General features: G+C 70.2%; 10 protein-coding genes. 6 read left to right on the forward strand and 4 right to left on the reverse strand.

Going from position 1 to position 21,001, the window contains the following annotated elements; genetic code table 11:
• Positions 1 to 104: 104 nt before the first annotated feature.
• Positions 105 to 2,294: a methyl-accepting chemotaxis protein gene (locus tag K8638_RS33300; RefSeq protein ID WP_223758715.1), complete on the forward strand. Its 2,190-nt coding sequence runs from the start codon at positions 105 to 107 to the stop codon at positions 2,292 to 2,294.
• A 30-nt stretch (positions 2,295 to 2,324) separates the two neighbouring features.
• On the opposite strand, the gene K8638_RS33305 is transcribed toward K8638_RS33300, so the two are convergent.
• Positions 2,325 to 3,188, reverse strand: a complete 864-nt coding sequence (locus tag K8638_RS33305) for a 2-oxo acid dehydrogenase subunit E2 (RefSeq protein ID WP_223758716.1) — start codon at positions 3,186 to 3,188, stop codon at positions 2,325 to 2,327.
• Positions 3,189 to 3,384: 196 nt separating this feature from the next.
• Here K8638_RS33305 and K8638_RS33310 point away from each other — a divergent pair, with 196 nt between their 5' ends.
• Together K8638_RS33310 and K8638_RS33315 are read left to right on the forward strand one after the other, a co-directional pair.
• Positions 3,385 to 5,124 (forward strand): serine/threonine-protein kinase, encoded by a 1,740-nt coding sequence (locus K8638_RS33310; protein ID WP_223758717.1) that lies wholly within the window; start codon positions 3,385 to 3,387, stop codon positions 5,122 to 5,124.
• An 86-nt stretch (positions 5,125 to 5,210) separates the two neighbouring features.
• The gene (locus K8638_RS33315; protein WP_223758718.1) at positions 5,211 to 5,840 is read left to right on the forward strand and encodes a hypothetical protein; all 630 of its coding nucleotides are present in this window, start codon (positions 5,211 to 5,213) and stop codon (positions 5,838 to 5,840) included.
• A 13-nt stretch (positions 5,841 to 5,853) separates the two neighbouring features.
• Here K8638_RS33315 and K8638_RS33320 read toward each other — a convergent pair whose 3' ends face one another.
• The 3 genes from K8638_RS33320 to K8638_RS33330 form a co-directional block, all read right to left on the reverse strand.
• A complete protein-coding gene (locus K8638_RS33320; RefSeq protein ID WP_223758719.1) occupies positions 5,854 to 6,801 on the reverse strand; it encodes a pirin family protein in 948 nt (315 codons plus the stop codon).
• A gap of 96 nt (positions 6,802 to 6,897) precedes the next feature.
• Positions 6,898 to 8,319, reverse strand: a complete 1,422-nt coding sequence (locus tag K8638_RS33325) for a nitrous oxide reductase family maturation protein NosD (RefSeq protein WP_223758720.1) — start codon at positions 8,317 to 8,319, stop codon at positions 6,898 to 6,900.
• 102 nt (positions 8,320 to 8,421) lie between these two features.
• A complete protein-coding gene (locus K8638_RS33330) occupies positions 8,422 to 12,609 on the reverse strand; it encodes an alpha-2-macroglobulin family protein (protein WP_305071208.1) in 4,188 nt (1,395 codons plus the stop codon).
• 353 nt (positions 12,610 to 12,962) lie between these two features.
• Here K8638_RS33330 and K8638_RS33335 point away from each other — a divergent pair, with 353 nt between their 5' ends.
• The 3 genes from K8638_RS33335 to K8638_RS33345 all read left to right on the forward strand — a co-directional run bounded on the left by K8638_RS33335 (position 12,963) and on the right by K8638_RS33345 (position 20,973).
• The gene (locus K8638_RS33335; RefSeq protein ID WP_223758721.1) at positions 12,963 to 15,110 is read left to right on the forward strand and encodes a M13 family metallopeptidase; all 2,148 of its coding nucleotides are present in this window, start codon (positions 12,963 to 12,965) and stop codon (positions 15,108 to 15,110) included.
• A 189-nt stretch (positions 15,111 to 15,299) separates the two neighbouring features.
• Positions 15,300 to 18,074, forward strand: coding sequence for a YncE family protein (locus K8638_RS33340; RefSeq protein ID WP_223758722.1), 2,775 nt, complete (start codon positions 15,300 to 15,302; stop codon positions 18,072 to 18,074).
• Positions 18,075 to 18,195: 121 nt separating this feature from the next.
• Positions 18,196 to 20,973, forward strand: a complete 2,778-nt coding sequence (locus tag K8638_RS33345) for a YncE family protein (protein WP_223758723.1) — start codon at positions 18,196 to 18,198, stop codon at positions 20,971 to 20,973.
• Positions 20,974 to 21,001: the final 28 nt, after the last annotated feature.

Consider the following 21,001-nt stretch of genomic DNA (forward strand, 5'->3'; position numbering starts at 1 on the left):
CTCGACAGTTGGAAAATTAAAGCAACATTGCTCTTTAGAGTAACAAAAGAGGTAGGTAAGACCCATTTACAGACGCACCCAATGCGGCCGACCATGCGAGGGCCATGGACGTCCCCCGCGCCTCGACTGCTCGTGCGTCCCGCACGCTCATCCCGTCACGTTCTCCGCACGGCTTCGGTCCGCGGCCAAAACGCCTCTTCCGGGCGCTCGCGCGCTTCGCCACGTGGAGCTGCGCGCTGCTCCTGCTGCTCGCGCTGACACCCGCGGCCCAGGCGGCCGAAGGGGGGCAGCCCGTCCCCGTGGTCGATGGGTGGCGCTACCGCTGGGGTGACTCGCCGGTGGGCGCGGACGGCGTGCCCGCGTGGGCGAAGGATGCCGGGCAGCAGGGCTGGCGCTCCATGGAGGCGCTCAAGGAGCCTCCCGAGCGTGGCGACAACACCTTCGTGTGGATCAGCATCCCGGTGCCCGACGGCGGCTGGAACGAGCCGGCCCTCTTCCTGGGCGAGGTCACCAACGCCGTCGAGGTGTACGCGGCCGGGCGGAACGTCTACACGAGCGGGACGCTGAACCGCTCGGGCTACGAGGTAACGGAGAACCTCTCCTGGCACCTGGTGCCGCTGCCGCGCGAGGCGCTCGGCGGGCGGGTGCTGCTTCGCATCCAGTCCAACAACCCCAACATCGGCGTGTTCCAGAACGCCCAGGTGGGCGCGCACCACGAGCTGCTCGCCTTCCATACCCGCGAAGGTCAGGTTCCCTTCATCACGGGCATCCTCATGCTCGCCGTGGCCATCGGGGCCGGTGGCGCCTTCATCATCCACTGGCGGCGGCGGATGCTCGCGGGACTGGCCGTGTTCGCCGCCAGCGGTGGCCTGCTGCTGGTGAGCCTGAGCGGCCTGCCCGACCCGCTCTGGGGCACGGCGGCCGTCGCGACGCGGGGCATGATTGTCAGCGTCTTCATGCTGACGCCCGGCCTCATGGCCTTCGTCTCGGATGCGCTCCTGGACAACCGGGTGAAGTGGTTCCTCAAGGGGTCGGTGGTGTTCTCCGCCATCGCCGGCGTGTGCGCGCTCATCACCCTCGTGGACCTGGGCACCGGCCAGCGGCTGATGGTGCCCTTCATGCCCCCCGGCATCGTCTGCCTGCTGGTGTGCCTGGGCCTGGCGGGGGCGGAGGCGTGGCGTGGCAACCCCGACGCCCGTCTCTTCCTCTTCGGCTTCTGCGTCCTCGTCATCTCCATCGTCATCAACCTGCTCCCCGTGCTCGGAGTGGTGGACTGGACGCTCGGCAACGTCACCCACTGGGGCTACCTCGCGCTCACCCTGTCGCTGCTCGCGGTGGTGGCGCGCCGCTCCATCGAAGTGGTCCGCGCGCTGGAGCTCCACACGCAGCAGCTCGAGGAGCGGCAGCATGAGGTGCGCAGCCTGGCGGAGCGCATGGGCACCGGCGCCGGCGAGCTCGCCACGGTGGTGCAGCAGCTGCGCGCGTCGAGCGACCAGCAGACCGAGGGCGTCAGCCGGCAGGCGGCGGCGCTCCAGGAGGCGGAGCAGACGGTGAAGGAGATCCGCCGGACCTCGCTGATGACGGCGGAGAAGGCCAGCGCGCTCGCGGCGTCCGCGGAGAACGCGGAGCAGGTGGGACGCGAGGGCACGGCGGCCCTGGAGCGCACGCTGTCGGACCTCGCGGCCATCCGCACCGAGGTGTCGGAGATGGCCCGGCGCATCCTCGCGCTCGACGAGCGGACGCGGGAGGTCTCCGGCATCGTGGACTCGGTGAAGGACCTGGCGGACCAGTCCAACATGCTGGCCATCAACGCCGCCATCGAGGCGGCGCGCAGCGGCGAGAGCGGCCGGGGCTTCGGCGTGGTGGCGCGGGAGATGCGCGGCCTCGCGGACCAGTCCATCCAGGCCACGCACCGCATCCGCGCGGTGCTCGACGGCGTGAGCAAGAGCATGCGCGAGGCCGCCCTCTCCAGTGAGAAGGGCGACGAGCGCGTCCGTCAGAGCCTGGATGCCGTGCGCACCTCCAGCGCCCAGTTCCAGGAGCTGGCCATCATCATCGCGGACACCGGCGCGAGCGTGCGGCAGATCACCGCCGCCGTCAGCGCGCAGGACGCCGGCACCCACCAGATGGCCCAGGCCATCCAGGAGCTGTCCGGACAGATGCAGCGCACGCTGAAGACGGTGCAGGAGACCCAGGAGGCCACCCGCTCCGTCCAGGCGCTGGCGGAGAGCATGGCGGGCATGGCCACCCAGACGCTCAAGTCCAAGGACCCCAGCGAGGCCGCGGCCCGCTGAGGCAGCGGCCTCACCCGCCTGCTTCGGGAACTACCCCGCCTGGGCCACGGGAGCCTCGGCGGGCTCGGGCAGCGCGTCGAACTGCTCGAACGGGTTCTCCAGCATCTCGCGCAGGGTGTTGGCGAGCACCCCCGCGTGGAAGCCGTCGATGAAGCGGTGGTCGAAGGTGGCGTTGATGTTCATCACCTTGCCCGGCACCACCTTGCCGTCCTCCACCACCGGCACCTCCTTCACCGCGCCCGGCGCGACGAAGATGGGGACGCGGGTGTAGGGCGCCAGCGGCACGTACGCCGTGTCCAGGCCCAGCGAGCCCACGTTGGTGATGATGGCCGAGCCGAACGCGTCCTTCGGCATGCCGAACCGGCTCAGGTCCAGGTTCAGCGTGTACATGAAGAAGGACAGCAGCCAGGTGAAGGTGTTGAGGAAGAGGTACGGAATCTTCTGGATGGTGCTCTTGCCCTTCTCCAGCGCCACGTCGCGGCGCTCGCGCACGCGGCGCACCGCCTCCTCCAGGTCCGCGGCAATGTCCTTCAGGTTCTTCTTGTCCGCGTCCTCGATGCGCGCCGAGGTGAGGTCCACCTTGCCGCCGTCCGTCTGCACCACCAGCGTGGAGAGCGTCACGCGCTGGCGCAGATAGATTTTGTTGAAGCGGAGGATGGCGTTGGCCTCCGGGCAGCGGCGCAGCGCCTCACCCATGGCCTTGGCCACCAGGTGCGTCACCGTGAGCCGCACGCCGGTGCGCTGGCGGAAGGCCTCGATGTACGCCATCGCCTTGTCCATGCGCACGGTCAGCGTCCCGTAGACGGTGGGGTCATACGCCGTCTTCCAGCTTCCGATCGCCAGCTTGCGGAAGCTCGACAGGTCCCGCTTCGGAATCAACTCCAGGTGCGCCATGGTCTCCTCGTGACGGATGCGCGGTGAGCCCGCCAGTGTCGCGGCTCCCCCTACCTACCCGTTCCCCTCACCGCAATGCATGACGCACCAGGACGTAGAGGTTCACCCGGGGGCAATCCCAGGCTCGGGCGGCCCTCCGTACCGGCCGTGCCTTGACAGTCCCGGCGTCAACGCCTCCCTGGTAGCTTCGGCCGACGTGAGTGAGTCCCCGGCCATCCGATTCGGCAAGTACGAGCTGCAGGAGCGCCTGGGCACCGGCGGTATGGCCGTGGTGTACCGGGCCCTGTACACGGCGGCGCCCGGCGTCACGAAGCCCGTGGTCATCAAGCGCGTGCTGAGCACCTATGCGGAGGACCCGGCCTTCGCGCAGATGTTCCTCAACGAGGCGCGCATCTCGGTGGGGCTGAGCCACGGCAACATCGTGCAGGTGTTCGACTTCGGCCAGGTGGACGGCGAGTACTTCCTGGCCATGGAGTTGGTGGACGGGCAGACCCTGGGCCGGGTGCTCAAGGCAGCCAGGGCGAAGGGACTGGCCTGCCTCCCCGCGCCGCTGGCGGTGGGCATCGCCCTGGAGATGTGCCGGGGGCTGCACCACGCCCACACCCGGCTGGACGCGCGAGGTGAGCCGCTCGGCGTGGTGCACCGGGACCTCTCTCCGGACAACGTGCTGCTGAGCTACGAGGGGGAGGTGAAGCTGACCGACTTCGGCATCGCCAAGGCGCGGCTCGCGGGCAGGCCGGAGACGGAGGTGGGCATCGTCAAGGGCAAGTACCTCTACTTCTCGCCGGAGCAGGCGCGTGGCGAGGCGCTGGATGCCCGCTCCGACGTCTATACGGTGGGCACGGTGCTGTACCAGATGCTGTGCGGCCAGCGGCCGGTGGATGCCACGGGTGAGTGGGAGGTGATGCGCCGCATCTCGGAGGGAGAGCTGACGCCCGCGCACACCCTCAACCCCACGCTGGACTCCGACCTGCTGGGCATCCTCCAGCTCGCGCTGGCCACCTCGCGGGACAAGCGATACCTGAGCGCCGAGGCCATGCAGCAGTCCCTGTCCGACTGGCTCGGCTTCCGTGCCCCGCGCTTCCCGGCCAACGCCCGCAAGCACTTCATGAGCTGGCTCTTCCAGGAGGACCTCACCGCCATGAAGCGAGCGCCTGGCGTCCCTCCGGACTTCCTCGCGCAATTGCAGTCGTGGCGTGGCAGGAGTGCCGCCCCGGCGCCCGCGCCGGAGCACCGCGCGATGACGCCTCTCAGCCCGCCCCGGGCCTCACCCGCGGGGAGACCCGCGCTGGGAGCGGGGAGTGCCGCCACCTCCACCGCCACGCCCCCGTCGCGCGCGAGCATGCGGTCGCGCTTCCATGCGCGCCTGCCGCGCCGCTCGGTCGTGGTGAAGACCGTCCTTGGCGCGCTCCTCGTGGCCACCCTGGGCATCGTGGGCACGACGGTGTTCTGGGTGTCACACGCCCGGGAGGACCGCTCCCCGGCGGCCTCCCCTGCCCCGCTTCCGGCAGACACGCCCGCGCCCGCGGTGGCGGAGCATCGTCCGCCGGAGCCCGCCACCTCGCCGTCCACGACGGCATCGGCACCGGCGGAGCCCGCCACCGTGGAGCCCTCCTCCGCGCAGCCGCCCACCCCGGCGCCGGCTCCGGCGGAGCCCTCACCAGCGGATGAGCCCCGCCTCGCGCTCGAGAACGGGCTGTACTGGCTGTCTCGCGCGGACGACAACAGGGCGCTGGGCTGGTTCCAGCAGTGCCTGCAACACGACCGGTCCTCCGCGCGGTGTCACCTGGAGCTGGCCCGCATCTTCGCGCGACGGGGCGCCATCAAGGATGCGATGAGACACTTCACCCACCATCTGGCCCTGGAGCACGAAGGCCCATCAGCCGAGGAGGCGCGGAGATATTTGAAGCTCTACGCAGGCTCGGACCCTCCGTGACTCGGATCGGCCACACCGCGGCCGCGCTTTTTCATGAGACAGAGGGCGCGTGGCGTATCGGTCGCGGCATGAGTTAGACAGATGGCATGCACCCATCCTTCTCGCGTGTCATGAGCGCTGTCGCCTGCTCCTTCTTCCTGGCCGTGGGCCTGGCCGGCTGTGGTGATGATGACGAGGTCAGCTCCGACGAGCAGGCCCGTCGCGCGTACCTGGGGCTCGACGAGTCCATCAGCAAGGCCCTGCAGCTCGGCTTCGACGGCTTCAACGCCGCGTCGAGCGCCAACATCCCGCCCCAGACGACGACGGGCGCTGCCGCGGGCACCCTGGTCATCAACGGGCAGGTGGACCAGGGCTCCTCCGACAACAAGGGCATGCGCCTGCGCGTCGGCATGACCGGCTATTCCGACGGTGAAATCACCGTGAGCGAGGACGAGGAGCCGGTGAACATCACCTACGCGTCCAACACCGACACCACGCTGCAGCCGGAGCTGACCCTCCAGCTTCGCAACATCCCGGGCGGCACCTTCACCGGGACGCTCGTGGGTGACTACGACATGACCGGGGACCTGGCGGGCAAGGTCACCCTGAACCTGAGCCTGACCGGCGACATCGAGGACGACGGCACCGGCAAGGTCCGGCGCGTCGCCGGCAGCACCCGGGTGACGGGGACCGCCACCTCGGGTGACGGCACGTACAACGTGGACGTCACCCGCTAGCGAACGCGCGCCCTCAGGGGTAGCGCGGGATGGCAGGGTCGGGCTCGGGGAGCGGAATGAACTCCGTCTCCCCGGGGACCGGGCCGATGCGGCCGGCCGTCCAGTCGGCCTTTGCCTGCTCGATGCGCTCCCGCGAGCTGGAGACGAAGTTCCACCAGATGTGGCGCGGCCCATCCATGGGCTCGCCCCCGAAGAGGAGCACGCGCGCCCCCGCCGGCGCCGTGCCCGCCAGGACGACGTCGGCGCCGGGCCGGAGCACCAGGAGCTGCCCCGCCGTGTACGTCTCCCCGCCGAGTTCGACTGCTCCCTCCGCCACGTACGCCGCGCGCTCCTCGTGCCCGGGTGACACGGGCAGGCGCGCTCCGGCCGCCAGCACCGCGTCCGCGTAGAAGAGCTCCGACAGCGTGCTCACGGGCGAGCGGGCGCCGTACAGCGAGCCCGCGATGAGCCGCACGCGCGAGCCCCCATCCTCCAGCACGGGGAGCGCCTCGGCGGGCGTGTGGGCGAAGGACGGCGCCGTCTCCTCGTGCTGCTTCGGAACCGCGACCCATATCTGGATGCCGAAGAGCCGCCCTCCCGTGGTCCGCGCCTCCTGCGGGGTGCGCTCCGAGTGGGCGATGCCGCGCCCGGCCACCATCCAGTTCACCGCGCCGGGGCGGATGGGCTGCACCGTCCCCAGGCTGTCGCGGTGGAGGATTTCCCCCTCGAAGAGGTAGGTCACCGTCGCCAGCCCGATGTGCGGATGCGGCCGCACGTCCAACCCGTGGCCCGAGCGGAACACCGCCGGTCCCATCTGGTCGAAGAAGATGAAGGGCCCCACCATCCGCCGCCGCATCGACGGGAGCGCGCGGCGCACCTCGAAGCCGTCGCCCAGGTCGCGCGTGCGCGGCACGATGACGGTCTCCACGGCGGAGCCGGGCTCGGGGTCGACATAGGGTTCATCGGGCATCTGCCAGGCCATGGGCTCACGCCTCCAGGGACAATGTCGGTCGGCCCGCACGGAAGTGCAGGCCCGCGATGCCCAACCCTGCCCCATGCCTCCCCGCACGGACAACGGTCAGGGAAGCAGGACCGCCATCGCGTCGACACCCGACACCCGCTTCCAGGCGTCGAGGTCCCGGACCTCCTTCGGGTCGGCCTTGAACAGGCCTCCGGAAGCGTACCGGTTCCGGTCCATCCGCAGGCCAGGGTGGTGCCTGCCCAGGCGCACGAGGTTCCGGCACCGGACGGTGTTGCCAACAACCGTGAGGTCCTCGCTGGGCGCGCCGTTGGCCCCCAGGCCGAGCATCATCCCGTAGCCCTCCGTCTTCTCGATGGTATTGCCCACCACCTCCACGTCCCGCGCGTTCTCCACCCGGATGCCCACGCCGTCGCCCCCCCCCTTCCTGGAGATGTCGGTGATGCGGTTGCCCTTCACCTCCACCTCGGAGGGGTGGGGCTGGCTGCCGTCCCTCACGCCTCCGACGGAGATGCCCCGCCCCGCATCGGCGATGCGGTTGTCCTCCACGCGGACGTTCCGCGCGGAGTAGTGGATGACCACCGCCTCCCCCGCGGAGGTGGCCGACTTCCGGAACCCATGCATGTGGTTGGCGCGGATGACGACGTCGCGGCACGTCTTGATGTCCACCGCGTTCTCGTCGTTCGAGTAGAGCCGGTTGCGCTCGATGACCACCCCGCGAGCGGGCGCCTGTCCATCCCGGTCCGGCTTGAGGCACTGCACGGAGTCACCCGAGTTGTCGTGGATGTCGTTCTCGCGCAGGGTGATGTCCCGCGACGTCGCCTGGATGACGACGCCGTGGGAGTCGCCCCGGGGCTTCTTCCGGAAGTCGTGGATGTGGTTGCCCTCGATGAGCACACCCCGGGCCCCGCCGTAGGTGGTGACACCCCCGCCCAGCGCGCCGTGGTGCACGTTCGAGCCGGACAGCACGGAGCCCTCGGTGTTCCCCTCGAAGATGACCGCGAAGCGCTTCTGCCCCTTCACGTCGATCTCGAAGCCGTCCACGACCCAGTAGGGCTTGCGAATCTGCACGAGCGCTCCACTGCCACCCGGGAAGATGCGTGCGCGCCCCTGGGCCATGAGGGTGATGGGCGCGTCCTTCCGCCCCGCCTTCACGTTGCCGTCGATGACGACGCTCTCCGCGTACACGCCGGGAAGGACGATGATGGCCTCGCCGGGCGCCACGGCCTTCAACGCCCGGCCGATGGTGCGGAACGGTGCTTTCTTCGACCCCTCCGCCCTGTCCGAGCCCGACGCGCTCACGTACCACTCCCGCGAGAAGTCCTTCCGGCGTGAGTCGCGGTGCTTCGCGGACACCGCCGGCTCCTCGTCCGCCCCAGAGCCCCCCGTCCCCTCCAGGGCCTCCTCCACCTCGGCCACCTGCTCGTCCGCGGTCCGCTCCACGTGGCCACAGGCGCCCAGCATGAGGGTGACGAGTCCCACGCCCAGCCACTTCCAAGATCTTCCCGCTCCGAGCTTCATCGTGATGTCCCTCCTCCTGTCCTGGAGGAAGGAGGAAGCCCCGGGCGGGTTGTGATTGGAGGGCCGGGCAGGCGGCGGACGCCCGCCCGGCCCCACCCCCCGCTACAGCTTCGGAGCGATGGAGACCTTCACGCCCTCGCTCCAGACCTTGTGCTCGTCCGCGTAGTACAGGTACGCGCGGCTCGCCGGCCCGGTGTACGTGCCGGGCACCGCCGCCACGAGGGACAGCGGCACGTCGATGCGCTTGCGCGGCTCCATGCCCCGCCAGTAGAGGACCACGTCGCGCCCGAGCACCTCGTACGCGTCCACCACCTGCCGCTTCACCAGCTCCTTGAGCTGGTCATGCCGCACCTCCAGCCCGCCCGGCACGCCGAAGATGGCCACCGCCGTCGGCAGCTTCTGGTTCGTGCGGTTGGCGACCATCACCCGCGCCTCCGTCGGCTCGCCCTCGGTGAGCTGCGTCTTCGCCAGCGCCACCTCCAGCATCACCTGCGTCTCCTTCGAGCTGTCCGGCACGAGCGCGCTGTAGGTGACCTCCACCGTGTACGGCAGCTCCGCGCCGCCCTCCATCCGCAGCTCCACCCGGCGCCCGCCCGGCCCGAGCAGCGCGCTCACGTCGGGGAGCTTGAGCGCCTCCTGAGAGGACGCATCGAACCGGACCGGCTCACCCACGGGGCGGCCCTCCACGTAGACGCGCACCAGGCCCGGCTTGAGGTTCGAGCCGCGCAGCTTGTCGTAGGCGATGACCGCGCGCAGCGCGAGCACCGTGCTCTGCGTCGCTCCGTAGCGGCCGCCCTCGTTCGACTCCGCCAGGAACTTCATGGAGCGCTCCACGTTCGCCCGGTAGGTGGGCTCGCGCATCCACGCCAGCACCGCCAGCGCCGTGGTCTCGATTTGAAGCGTCTGCCCCGAGCTGCCCACGATGGACTGCGTCGCGCCCGCCACCACGCCGTCCTTCCCCTGCTGCTCCGCGAGCCGGCCCATCAGCGCCTTCGCCCCGGCGGCGTCCCCCGCGAGCGACAGCACGTTGGCCGCCAGCGCCAGCACGTAGCTGTTCTGGCTCTTCGCGGCCGCCGCCTTCAGCGAGGCCACCTCCTTCGACAGCTCGCGAGCCTGCGCCGCCGGCTGCTCCGCGCTCTCCAGCAGCGCCCAGAGGATGTACGCATTGGACGTGTCCGCGTCCTCCACCCACACGTGCAGCGCGCGGCGCTTGCGGTGGAAGCCGCCCTGCCCGTCCCGCTGCTGGAGGAGCCACGCCCGCGTGCGCTCCAGCATGGCGGCATCCACGTCGCGCACCTGGCGCATGTCCATGAAGTGCAGCAGGCCGAAGGCCGTCAGCGCCTCGTGGCCCGGGTTCTGGCCGAACCACTCGTAGCCCTTCTCGGAGGTCTCGAAGCCCACCAGCCGCTGGTAGCCCCGCTCCAGCTTCTCGCGCGCGTCCGCCACCAGCGCCGGGCTCACCCCGGTGTGCGTCTGGAAGTACTGCTGCGCCATCGTCATCGGGTACGTCGTGGAGCTGGTCTGCTCGAAGCAGCCGCTCGGCTCCTGGATGAGGCGGGAGAGCGACTCGGTCATGTTGGCCAGCGGGGCCGGGTACACGGCGATGGACGTGCGGATGCTGCCGGGCACCACGCTGTCCGGAAGCACCACGTCGTGCGCCACCGGCTTGCCGGACGACAGCAGCCCACCGAAGGAAACGCGGCCCGGGAAGCCCCGGGGCTTGATGGACAGCGTGCGGGTGACGGTGTCCGTGTAGTCACCGGCGCTCGCCGTGAGCTTCACGTCCACGGGCCGCGCCTCCTGGCCAATCTCCAGCGCGAAGAGCTGCCGGGCCCGCGCCTGCGACGCCAGGTTCAGCGGACCGCTCCCGGAGACCTTCACGTCGCCCTTCAGCTCGACCTTCACCCCCGCTCCCGTGAGCGCCGACTCCGTCCCGTTCACCAGCGCCACCGGCAGCCGCACCACGTCGCCGGACGTCACCTCGAGCGGCAGCTTCGGCTCCGCGTAGAACGGCTGCACCGACTCCACCTCCGCCACCGCCGAGCCGAGCGCGCCGTCACCGCCCACCGCTCCGGCGAACGCCTTGAACGTCGTCACCGAGTCGCTCAGGCCGAACGACACCCGGACCTCGCCCGTGCTCGCGTCGGTGCGGACGCCCGCGTTCCAGTAGAGCGTCTCCGCGAAGTCGACGCGGTCGCTCGGCTTGCGGCCCGGCCTCACGGTGTGCGCGTACTCGCGGATGTAGACCATGGGCCGCAGCGCTGAGTCCTCGTCCATCCGCCGCCGCTTCGCCTTCTCCGCGCGCATCTCCCGGGCGTCCCTCATGAGGGGCCCCGCCGCCACTTCCTCCTTGGCCTCGGCCACCACGGGCATGGCCTGGGCCACGGGCATGGCCTGGGCCGCGGGAGCCTGCCGGGGCGCCGGCGCGGCCGCCATGGGCGCGGGAGCCGGAGGCGGCGGGCCGAAGTCATCCACCTCCGCCTCCGCCGCGACCGCCAGGTCCTCCGCCGGCTCGGGAGCGGGCTCCTCCATGCGAGCGGCCATGGAGGCGGGCACGGGCCGGCTCCTCACAGCGCCAACAGCGGCCCCACGGCCCGGCATGTACTTGCGAACGGGGCGCGGCTCCTCCGGCCAGCGCACCGCGAAGACGCGCATCGCCGCGTCACCATGGCGCGCGAGGAAGGCCTTCGAGTCCGCCACCGCGAAGCGCCGCCAGCCCTGCGTCCCCAGCAGCAGGTCCACCGCCAGCCGCGACTTCGGGTTCTTCGAGTCGAGGTAGAGCTGCGCGTCGGCCAGCTCCTTCACCTCGGGCTCCAGCAGCACCATCACCGGGAGCTGCGGCGCCTGGTCGCGCTTCTCCTGCATCTCCAGCACGGCGTCATCCGTGACGGTGAGCATCACCAGCGCGGAGACCGGCTTCCCGTCCCGCGTCGTGCGGGCCGTGAGCTGCACGGGGCTGCCCGGCACGTAGCGCTTGCGGTCCGCCCTCAGCTCGACGGTGATTTCCTTCGAGGGCTGGCGGAACACCAGCCGCTCCGCCAGCGGCCGCCCGTCGTGGTCCCACACCGTGGCGACCAGCACGCCGTCCGCGTCGCCCGGGTCGAGCGTCACCGGGCCGCCCTGCCCGTCCCCGAGCACCACCGAGGCCACCCGCACCTCGCGCTGGCTCAGCGTCACCGTCGCCCTGCCCACGTTGCGCAGCCCCACGTCGAGCCGCACCATGCGGCCCGCGGGCACCACGTCCTCACGCGCGCGGATGACGGCGCCCGTGGGCTTCACCTCCGGAAGCGGGAAGGTCTTCCGGATGCCCGACGGCGAGTCGATGCGCAGCGCGTACCGCGCGCCGGCCTCGGGCGTGAGCTCGAAGCGGCCACGGCCCTCGTGCTCGGAGCGGACGCGGGCGACCACCCGGCCGGTCCCCACCTCCACCACCGCGCCCGTCAGATCCGCCGGCTTGCGCGCGGGCGTCTTCGCCTCGAAGTAGATGCGCGAGGCCAGGCCCGCCACCAGCTCACCGCCCTCCGGGTACATGGCCAGGTCCAGCGTCTGGAGGAGGATGGGAATCGTCTTCGCCGCCGTCTCCACCACGCCGCCGTCCTCGATGGCGAAGGCGAGCGTGCCCTCGCCGCGCTCGATGGCGGCCGGCAGCGGGAAGCGGACCGTGCAGCGGCCCTTGCCGTCCACCGTGCACGGCACCTGCGCCACGGTGGCGCCGTCGACGAGCGCGGTGGCATTCACCTTCGCCCCCTCGGGCACGCCGCCCTCGGCGCGCTTCACGTCCAGCGTGGCGGTGACCGTGTCGCCCGGACCGTAGCCCTCACGGAGGAACTCGATCTGCGACTTGAGGCGCGGGGCCCGGTAGGCGCGCACGTCGAACTTCCGCTCCGCGGGGGCCGCGCCCGTCCAGGGATAGGTGACGCGCAGGGTGTACTCACCACCGGGCTGCCCGGCGGGAATGGGCCAGGCATAACCCCAGACCGAGTCCTGGGTGCTCACGTGGCTCGTGGCGACCACGTCGCCCTTCGGGCCCCGGAGCTCGAGCTGGGCCTGGAGCGAGTGCGGGTAGGGCTTGCGGCTGAGGGCCTCCAGCACCAGGCCTCGCACCAGCACCTGCTCGCCCACGCGGTAGAACGGCTTGTCGGTGGTGATGAAGGTCAGGTACCGGTCCGCGCCTCCCAGGGCACGGGTGGAGGCCCGGGCCGCGAGGACCCGGGGGGACAGCAGGATGAGGGCGACGGCCAGGCCCAGTGTCAGGAGCGCGCGCAGGGCACGCGGGACGTGGAAGGTCATGGCGCCTCTCAACGGGCGAACGCGCGAGAAGTTCTCGACAGCCGGCTCACCTCCCCGGGCAGCCCTCCCGCGGGGGCCCATCCGTGGGCTCGCGGTTCAACTGGAGCGCCCGGTAACGCGGCACGTCGTGCCACACCGCCGGTCGGAGCGCCTGTCACCCGGGGTCTCCGGCCGGGAAGCCGGGAGGTCCCGGTGCTTTTCGTTCGCCACCCACCACACGGGTTGGGATGAAATCGCCGGCGCCTTTGTTGGCCCCACCCCTACATGCGCCAGACCGTCTATATCGCGGGTCTTCCAGGCACCGGGGCCCTGCCCCGTGCCGGCGCTGCGGTTCATCGTTCAGGAGCTTCCCCTTGACACTTCACCACCGACGTTTCCCGAATGCCGCGCGCGGAGTGGTCGCCGCCTGCGCGTCCGCGCTGATGGCCTCGTGCGCGGCCTCCGCTCCGGCGGAGAAGACCCCGCCCCCCGCCCCCGCGGAGACCCCGGCTCCGGTGGCGGCTCCCGCCCCCGCGCCGAAGCCGACCTACGGCACCTTCGGCTACGACGCCGACGGCATGGACCGGGCCGTCAAGCCCGGTGACAACTTCTACCGGCATGCCAACGGGACGTGGCTCGACAAGACGGAGATTCCCGCCGACCGCTCCAGCTACGGCATGTTCACGGCGCTCTCGGAGCTGGCGGATCAGCGCTCCCGCGAGCTGATTGAAGCGCAGATCCAGGCCCCCGAGGGCACCGAGGCTCGCAAGATTGGCGACTACTTCGCCACCTTCCTCGACGAGGCCGCCATCGAGGCGAAGGGCCTCGCGCCGCTCAAGCCGGAGCTGGACCGCATCGCGGCCATCAGCAACAAGAAGGCCCTCTCCTCCGAGCTCGGCTCGACGCTGCGCGCCGATGTCGACGCGCTCAACACGGGCCGCATCTACACGCGCAACCTCTTCGGCCTCTGGGTGGCGGAGGACCTGAACGACCCGTCCCGCTACGCCCCCTACCTGCTGCAGGGCGGCCTGGGGCTGCCGGACCGCGACTACTACCTCGTCGACAGCCCCCGCTTCAAAGAGGTCCGCCAGGCCTACCAGCAGCACATCGCCAACATGCTGAAGCTGGCGGGCCTCTCCGAGCCCGAGGCCCGGGCCGCCCGGGTCTTCGCCCTGGAGAGCAAGATCGCCAAGGCGCACTGGGCCCAGGTCGACTCGCGGGACATCACCAAGACCAACAACCCCTGGCCGCGCGAGCAGTTCGCGAAGAAGGCCCCGGGCATGGACTGGAACGCGTACTTCACGGCCGCGGGGCTCGCGCAGCAGCCCCAGATCATCGTGTGGCAGCCGAGCGCGCTGACGGGCCTCTCCAAGCTGGTCGGCGGCGAGCCGCTCCAGGCCTGGAAGGACTACCTGACCTTCCACGCCATCGCGCGGACCGCGCAGGTCCTCCCGAAGGCCTTCGTGGACGAGAGCTTCGTCTTCAACGGCAAGACGCTCTCCGGCTCGCAGAAGCAGCGGGACCGCTGGAAGCGCGGCGTCGACTTCACCAACGCGGCCCTGGGCATGGCCGTGGGCAAGCTCTACGTGGAGAAGTACTTCCCGCCCAACGTCAAGGCGGCGGCGGACGCCATGGTCCGCAACATCGTGACCGCCTTCGGCCAGCGCATCGACGCGCTGACCTGGATGTCGCCGGAAACAAAGGCCCGCGCGAAGGAGAAGGTCGGCACCCTCCAGACGAGCATCGGCCACCCGGCGAAGTGGCGTGACTACTCGGGGCTCGAGGTCATCCGTGGGGATGCTTTCGGCAACGCCGAGCGGGCCTCCCGCTTCGAGACGCAGCGCAACCTGAACAAGCTCGGCCAGCCCGTGGACCGGACCGAGTGGTACATGGTCCCCCACCTGGTGAACGCGCTGAACTCGCCGCAGCAGAACTCCATCATCTTCCCCGCCGCCATCCTCCAGCCGCCGTTCTTCGACGCGAACGCCGACCCGGCCATCAACTACGGCGGCATCGGCACGGTCATCGGCCACGAAATCGTCCACAGCTTCGATGACACCGGCGCGCAGTTCGACGCGCGCGGCAAGCTGGCGAACTGGTGGACGAAGGAGGACGAGGCCCGGTTCAAGGCCGCGGGCAAGGCGCTCACGGAGCAGTACAACGCCTACAAGCCGCTGCCCGACCTGGCCGTCAACGGCGACCTGACGCTCGGCGAGAACATCGCGGACGTGGCCGGCCTGGCGGTGGCCCATGACGCCTACAAGCTGTCGCTCGGTGACAAGCCGGCGCCGGTGATTGACGGCTACACCGGCGACCAGCGCTTCTTCCTCGGCTTCGCCCAAGTCTGGCGCAACAAGTACCGCGAGCCGATGCTGCGCCGCATCCTGATGACGGACGGGCACTCCCCCGGCGAGTACCGCGCCTCGACGGTGCGCAACCTCGACGCCTGGTACCAGGCCTTCGACGTCGCGCCCGGGCAGTCACTCTTCCTCGCCCCCGAGCAGCGCGTCCGCATCTGGTGAGCCGCGCACCGTCGCGGTGAAGCCGTTCCCCTCCTCTCGTGGCCTCACCGTGAGAGGAGGGGGCAAGGCTTGTGACACTGTTCACAAGTAAAATTGCCAGCAAATAAGAAAATCACTGTGAGTAAATAATGGCGATGGTGGCGTCACTCTGGGGATGGCCGTGCTGGCCAGTTTCCTGTGGGGGGCACCATGACATCTACTCACACATTGTGTCGCAGAGTCGTTTCGAGAGCCGTCCTCGCCGCGGTGTTCCTCGCCGGCCTCACGGCGTCCGCGGCTCCGTTCACCCTCTTCGAGAGCGGGCAGGTCCGGCCGCTCGCGCTCTCACCCAACGGCAAGCTGCTCTTCGCCGTCAACACGCCTGACAACCGGCTGGAGATCTTCCAGGTCGGCAATGGCGGCCTCGCCCACCTCGGCGCGGTGCCGGTAGGGCTCGAGCCGGTCGCGGTCGCCGCGCGGAGCAACGAAGAAGTCTGGGTGGTCAACCACCTGTCCGACAGCGTGAGCATCGTGCGGCTCGGTGAGACCGGCGGCACGGTGGTGCGGACCCTGCTCGTGGGTGACGAGCCCCGCGACATCGTCTTCGCCGGGCCCGGCAGGCGCCGCGCCTTCATCACCGCCGCCCATCGCGGGCAGAACGTCCCGTTCGACTCTCAGCTCACCACACCGGGCGTGGGCCGGGCGGATGTCTGGGTCTTCGACTCGGACCACCTGGGCACGTCGCTCGGGGGCACTCCGCTCAACATCATCTCGCTGTTCGGCGACACGCCCCGCGCGCTCGCGGTGTCACCCGACGGCTCGCGCGTGTACGCGGCCGTGCTCAACTCGGGCAACCGCACCACCGTGCTCAACGAGAGCCTCGTGCCGGATGGTGGCGAGGCGGCCGGTGGCGGCCCCGGCCCCAACACCAACTTCCAGGGCATCCCAGGGCCGGAGGTCGCCCTCATCCTCAAGCACAACGGGCAGGACTGGGTGGACGTGCTGAACCGCCCCTGGACCGACAAGGTGAGGTTCACCCTTCCGGACAAGGACGTCTTCACCATCGCCGCCAACGCCAACCCGCCCGCGCAGCTCCCAGGCCCCGCGGGGTTCCACACCGGCGTGGGCACCATCCTGTTCAACATGGCCGTCAACCCGGTGAGCGGGAAGGTCTACGTCAGCAACACCGAGGCCCGGAACGACCTGCGCTTCGAGGGGCCGGGCATCTTCGCTGGGAGGACGCTCCGGGGGCACCTGCACGAGAGCCGCATCACGGTGCTGGGCAATGGCAGCGTGACGCCCCGGCACCTCAACAAGCACATCAACTACGGCGCCTGCTGCGCGCCCGTCCCCAACGTGGAGAGCGAGAAGAGCCTCGCGCAGCCGCTCGGCATGGCGGTCAGCTCCGACGGCTCCACGCTGTACGTGGCCGCGTTCGGTTCGTCGAAGCTGGGCGTCTACTCCACGGCCGCGCTCGAAGCCGACACCTTCGTGCCCAGCACGGCGAACCAGATTGAGCTGACCGGCGGTGGCCCCACCGGGCTGGTGCTGGACGAGGCCCGCAAGCGCATCTACGTGCTGACGCGCTTCGACAACTCCATCTCCGTGGTCAGCACCACCACGCGCCAGGAGATCGCCCACCTGCCCATGTACAACCCGGAGCCGGCGAGCGTGGTGGAGGGCCGCCCGTTCCTCTACGACGCGCGGCGAAGCTCCAGCCATGGCGACTCGTCGTGCGCGAGCTGCCACATCTTCGGCGACTTCGACGGCCTGGCGTGGGACCTGGGCAACCCGGACGGCCTCGTGAAGGCCAACCTGATCCCCGTCGTCCCCATCCTGTCCGAGTTCGGTGACGACCCCACCCTGGGGCAGGACACCTCGTTCCACCCCCTGAAGGGCCCCCTGGTGACGCAGAGCCTGCGAGGCATGGCGAACCATGGCCCCATGCACTGGCGCGGCGATCGGAACGGCGGCGACCTCGGTCCCAGCAGCCAGCCCGACAACGGCACGTTCAACGAGGTCGCGGCCTTCAAGGCCTTCAACCCGGCGTTCGTGGATCTGCTCGGGCGGAGCGCGCAGCTCACCTCCGCCGAGATGCAGAAGTTCACCGACTTCGTCCTGCAGATCACCTACCCGCCCAACCCCGTCCGGAACCTCGACAACTCGCTGACGCCGGCACAGCAGGCGGGGCGCGACTTCTTCGTCGGCACCACGAGCTTCTTCCACGGCCCGTGCGAGTCATGCCACCGCATCGACCCCAGCGCCAACCCCAGCGCGGGCGCATTCAAGGGCTTCTTCGGCTCGGATGGCCGCTCGTCGTTCGACGCGGGAAGGCAGTTCCCGAGGGTTCCGCACCTGCGGAACATGTACCAGAAGGTCGGCATGTTCGGCGTGGCGTTCCCGGCGGGCGCGGTGCCTCCCGACCCGTTCCTGGGCGATCAGATTCGCGGCTTTGGCTTCAACAGCGACGGGACGATTCCCACCCTGTTCCGGTTCAGCAGCGGGTTCGACATCAACCCCCTCAATCCCGTGGGCATCCCGCGCACGCCCGAGGGGACCCTCGTCAAGCGGAACATGGAGCAGTACATGCTGGCCTTCGAGAGCAACCTGGCGCCCATCGTCGGGCAGCAGGTGACGCTCACCGCGGGCAACCCGGCCGTGGCCGGCCCCCGCATCGACCTGCTGAGGGCGCGCGCGGAGGCGGGTGAGTGCGACCTGGTGGCGAAGGGCCGCGTCTGGGGCCAGGAGCTGGGCTTCCTCTACCTGGGAGGCGGCCAGTTCGCGGGAGACAGGCAGGCCATGCCCCACGTCGCCGATGCGACGCTCCGGTCGGCCATCGTCACGAACAACGGCGTGCTGACGTACACGTGCACGCCTCCGGGCTCGGGCATGCGCATCGGCATCGACCGCGACCTGGACGGTTCCCTCGACGGTGACGAGCTGGCGGCGGGGAGCCATCCCGCCAATGCCCGCAGCGCTCCGTGAGGTTTTCGGAACTGTTCACTTTTCACTGATTTGCCTACTCTGGGGCCGCGCGCGACCCGCGCGGCATCGTGCCTTCGCATCCCCATGGGCACGACGTCCGACAACCCCCGAGCGAGGCACCATGAAGGCCCCCAGCACGGCGATCCGCCGTGGCATCTCCACCGTTGTGCTCACGGCGATGTTGCTCGTGAGCACCGCCGCATCCGCGGCTTCGTTCACCCTCTTCGAGAGCGGCCAGGTCCGGCCCCTGGCACTCTCCCCCAACGGCAAGCTGCTCTTCGCCGTCAACACGCCGGACAACCGCCTGGAGGTCTTCCAGGTGGAGAGCAGCGGCCTCGTCCACCGGGGCTCGGTGCCCGTGGGCCTGGAGCCCGTCGCGGTCGCCGCGCGGACCAACGACGAGGTCTGGGTGGTCAACCACCTGTCCGACAGCGTGAGCGTCGTGAGGCTCGACGCCTCCGGCGGCGCCGTGGTGCGGACGCTGCTCGTGGGTGACGAGCCCCGCGACATCGTCTTCGGTGGCACGGGCCGCAAGCGCGCCTTCATCACCGCCGCCCATCGCGGACAGAACGTCCCGTTCGACCCGCAGCTCACCACCGAGGGCGTGGGCCGGGCCGACGTCTGGGTCTTCGACTCGGACAACCTGGGCACGTCGCTCGGCGGCACCCCGCTCAACATCATCACCCTCTTCGGGGACACGCCCCGCGCGCTGGCGGTGACGCCCGACGGCTCGCGCGTGTACGCGGCCGTGTTCCACTCCGGCAACCGCAGCTCGGTGGTCCACGAGAGCCTCGTGCCCAACGGCGGCGAGGCGGCCGGCGGCGTCCCCGGCCCCAACACCAACGTCCAGGGTGTGCCGGCGCCGGAGACCTCCGTCCTCGTCCGGTACAACGGCCAGGACTGGCTGGACGTGCTGGGCCGGTCGTGGACGGCGCAGATGCGCTTCTCCCTGCCGGACAAGGACGTCTTCGCCATCGCCGCCAACGCCAACCCGCCGGTGCAGGTCGCGGGTCCCTCCGGCTTCTACACCGGTGTGGGCACCATCCTGTTCAACATGGCCGTCAACCCGGTGAGCGGGAAGGTCTACGTCAGCAACACCGAGGGCCGGAACGACCTGCGCTTCGAGGGCCCCGGCACCTTCGCCGGGCAGACCCTCCGCGGCCACCTGCACGAGAGCCGCATCACCGTGCTCGGCAACGGGAGCGTGACGCCCCGGCACCTCAACAAGCACATCGACTACAGCGCCTGCTGTGCGCCCGTCCCGAACGCGGAGAGCGAGAAGAGCCTCGCGCAGCCGCTCGGCATGGCGGTGACCTCGGACGGCGCCACGCTGTACGTGGCCGCGTTCGGCTCCTCGAAGCTGGGCGTCTACTCCACGGCCGCGCTCGAAGCGGACACCTTCGTGCCGAGCACGGCGAACCAGATTGAGCTGACCGGCGGTGGCCCCACGGGCATGGTGCTCGACGAGGCCCACGACCGCCTGTACGTGCTGACGCGCTTCGACAACTCCATCTCCGTGGTCAACACCACCTCGCGCCAGGAAGTCGCCCACCTGTCCATGTTCAACCCGGAGCCGGCGAGCGTGGTGGCGGGCCGTCCCTTCCTCTACGACGCGCGGCGGAGCTCCAGCCATGGTGACTCGTCGTGCGCGAGCTGCCACATCTTCGGCGACTTCGACAGCCTGACGTGGGACCTGGGCAACCCGGACGGTCTCGTGAAGGCCAACCTGAACCCCGTGGTGCCGGTGCTGCCGGAGTTCGGCACGGACCCCACCTTCGGCCAGGACACCTCGTTCCACCCACTGAAGGGGCCCCTGGCCACCCAGAGCCTGCGCGGCATGGCCAACCACGGCGCGATGCACTGGCGGGGTGACCGGACCGCGGGCGACACCGAGGCCAGCGTGCAGCCCAACGGCGGCGCCTTCAATGAGTCCGAGGCGTTCAAGGAGTTCAACCCGGCGTTCATGGACCTGCTGGGGCGCAGCTCGCAGCTCACCCCGGAGGAGCTGGAGACGTTCACCCAGTTCATCCTCCAGGTCACCTACCCGCCGAACCCCATCCGCAACCTGGACAACTCGCTGACGCCGCAGCAGCAGGCGGGGCGTGACTTCTTCGTCGGCACCACGAGCTTCTTCCACGGCTCGTGCGAGTCCTGCCACCGGGTGGACGTGAATGCCAACCCCGAGGAGGGCCCCTTCAAGGGCTTCTTCGGCACGGACGGCAGGTCTTCGTTCGACGCGGAGCCGCTGTTCCCCAAGGTGCCGCACCTGCGGAACATGTACCAGAAGGTCGGCATGTTCGGAGCGGGCTTCCCCTTCGGCACCTCGCCCGCGGACCCGTTCCTCGGTGACCAGGTCCGTGGCATCGGCTTCAACAGCGACGGCGCCATCCCCACGCTGTTCCACTTCAACAGCGGCTTCGACTTCGACCCCATCTTCAACGCCGTGGGAATCCCTCACACGCCGGAGGGCTTCGCGGCCAAGAAGAACATGGAGCTGTACATGCTGGCCTTCGAGAGCAACCTGGCGCCCATCGTCGGGCAGCAGGTGACGCTCACTCCGGCCAACGCGGCGTTGGCCGGTCCCCGCATCAACCTCCTGCGCCAGCGCGCGGAGGCGGGCGAGTGCGACCTCGTGGCGAAGGGGCGCATCTCGAATCACGAGGTGGGCCTCCTCTACGTGGGCAGCGGGCAGTTCAAGCTGGACCGGCAGGCGCAGGCCCCCGTCTCCGACGCCGTCGTCCGGCAGGCCGTCGCCCAGCGCAGCGGCGTGCTGACGTACACGTGCACGCCTCCGGGCTCGGGCACGCGCATCGGCATTGATCGCGACCTGGACGGCGTCCTCGACGGTGACGAGGGCGCGGCGGTGAGCGCGCCGCTGGACCTCCGCCTCGCGCGCTGAGCTCCGGCGGCAAGGCAGGATGAACGAG

The sequence above is a fragment of the Myxococcus sp. RHSTA-1-4 genome (assembly GCF_020037125.1).
Classification (GTDB): domain Bacteria; phylum Myxococcota; class Myxococcia; order Myxococcales; family Myxococcaceae; genus Myxococcus.